The organism is Mycobacterium sp. GA-1285 (genome assembly GCF_001499905.1).
Lineage (GTDB): Bacteria > Actinomycetota > Actinomycetes > Mycobacteriales > Mycobacteriaceae > Mycobacterium.
In genome coordinates this window covers 1-1,815 of the sequence record NZ_LQIS01000040.1, presented here as the reverse complement: position 1 = coordinate 1,815, position 1,815 = coordinate 1, and the positions used below count along the sequence as shown (strand labels likewise).

1 protein-coding gene is annotated in these 1,815 nt (G+C 64.8%); it reads left to right on the top strand.

The window, feature by feature from the left end:
- The coding region (locus AU193_RS17395; protein ID WP_156425272.1) for an amino acid adenylation domain-containing protein at positions 1 to 1,815 on the top strand (1,815 nt) is incomplete at both ends.

The window sequence follows — 1,815 nt, the reverse complement described above, 5'->3', positions numbered from 1 at the left end:
CACTGATGTGTTTGATGCGGTCAGTGTTGGGGTGTTGGTGGAGCGGTTGCAGCGGGTGTTGGGGGTGATGACTGCTGAGCCGGGGCGGCGGTTGTCGTCGGTGGATGTGCTCGGAGACGACGAGCGTGTTCGGTTGGGTCGGTGGGGTAATCGGGCGGTGTTGGCCGGCGGGTTGGTGGGTTCGTCGGTGTCGATTCCGGTGGTGTTCGCCGAGCAGGTGGGGCGTTGTCCGGATTCGGTGGCGGTGGTTTTTGATGGGCGGTCGTTGACGTATCGCCAGCTTGATGAGGCGTCGGATGGGTTGGCGCGTCTGTTGGTCGGGCGGGGTGTGGGCCGTGGTGGGCGGGTGGCGTTGTTGTTGCCGCGTTCGGTGGAGGCGGTCGTGGCGATGTTGGCGGTGCTCAAGGCCGGGGCGGCGTATGTGCCGATCGATCCGGGGCATCCGGATGCGCGGGTGGGGTTTGTGTTGGGTGATGCGGCGCCCAGTGCGGTGGTGACCACGGCGGGGTTGCGGTCGCGTGTTGATGGTGCGGGGTTGGTGGTCGTTGATGTTGATGATCCTGGGGGGCAGGCCCAGGCCGGCGCGGCGTTGCCGGCGCCCAGTGGTGATGATGTTGCCTATGTGATTTACACCTCGGGGACGACGGGGACTCCGAAGGGGGTGGCGGTTGCGCATCGCAATGTGACTCGGTTGTTGGAGACCTTGGATGCCGAGTTGGAGTTGGCCGGGCAGGTGTGGTCGCAGTGTCATTCGTTGGCGTTTGATTTTTCGGTGTGGGAGATCTGGGGTGCGCTGCTGGGTGGGGGCCGGTTGGTGGTGGTGCCCGATGCGGTGGTGCGTTCTGCTGAGGAGTTGCACGCGTTGTTGGTCGCTGAGCAGGTCGGTGTGCTCAGTCAGACTCCGTCGGCGTTTTATGCGTTGCAGGCCGCTGATGGGTTGGCGCCGGAGTTGGGTGGCCAGCTGAAGTTGCAGACGGTGGTGTTCGGCGGGGAAGCTCTTGAGCCGCAACGTCTTCGGTCGTGGTTGCAGGATCACCCGGGGTTGCCGCGGTTGGTCAATATGTATGGGATCACCGAGACGACGGTGCATGCGTCGGTGCGTGAGATCGTCGCTGCTGATGTTGAGGCCACGGGCAGTCCGATCGGGGTGCCGTTGGCGCATTTGGGTTTTGTGGTCCTCGATGGGTGGTTGCGGCCGGTGCCGGCGGGGGTGGTCGGTGAGTTGTATGTGGCCGGTGCGGGTCTGGCGTATGGGTATGTGGGTCGGGCGGGGTTGAGTGCGTCGCGGTTTGTGGCGTGCCCGTTCGGTGGTGTGGGAGCCCACGGGCAGAGGATGTATCGCACCGGGGATTTGGTGCGGTGGGGTGCTGATGGGCAGCTGGCCTATGTGGGTCGTGCCGATGAGCAGGTCAAGATCCGTGGCTATCGCATTGAGCTCGGTGAGGTGCAGGCCGCGCTGGCCGCGTGCGACGGGGTGGATCAGGCGGTGGTGATCGCCCGTGAGGATCGTCCTGGTGATAAGCGTCTGGTGGGGTATGTCACCGGTTCGGTGGATGCGGTTTCAGCGCGCGCGCAGCTGGGTGAGCGGTTGCCGGCTTACATGGTGCCCGCGGCGGTGGTGGTCGTTGAGGCGTTGCCGTTGACGGTCAACGGCAAACTCGACACCCGCGCTCTGCCGGCACCGGAATACCAGGACACACAGCGGTATTCGGCTCCCAGTACACCGACTGAGAAGATCCTGGCCGCCGTGTACGCCCAAGTACTGGGTGTCGAGCGCGTCGGCATCGACGACTCATTCTTCGAACTCGGCGGGGA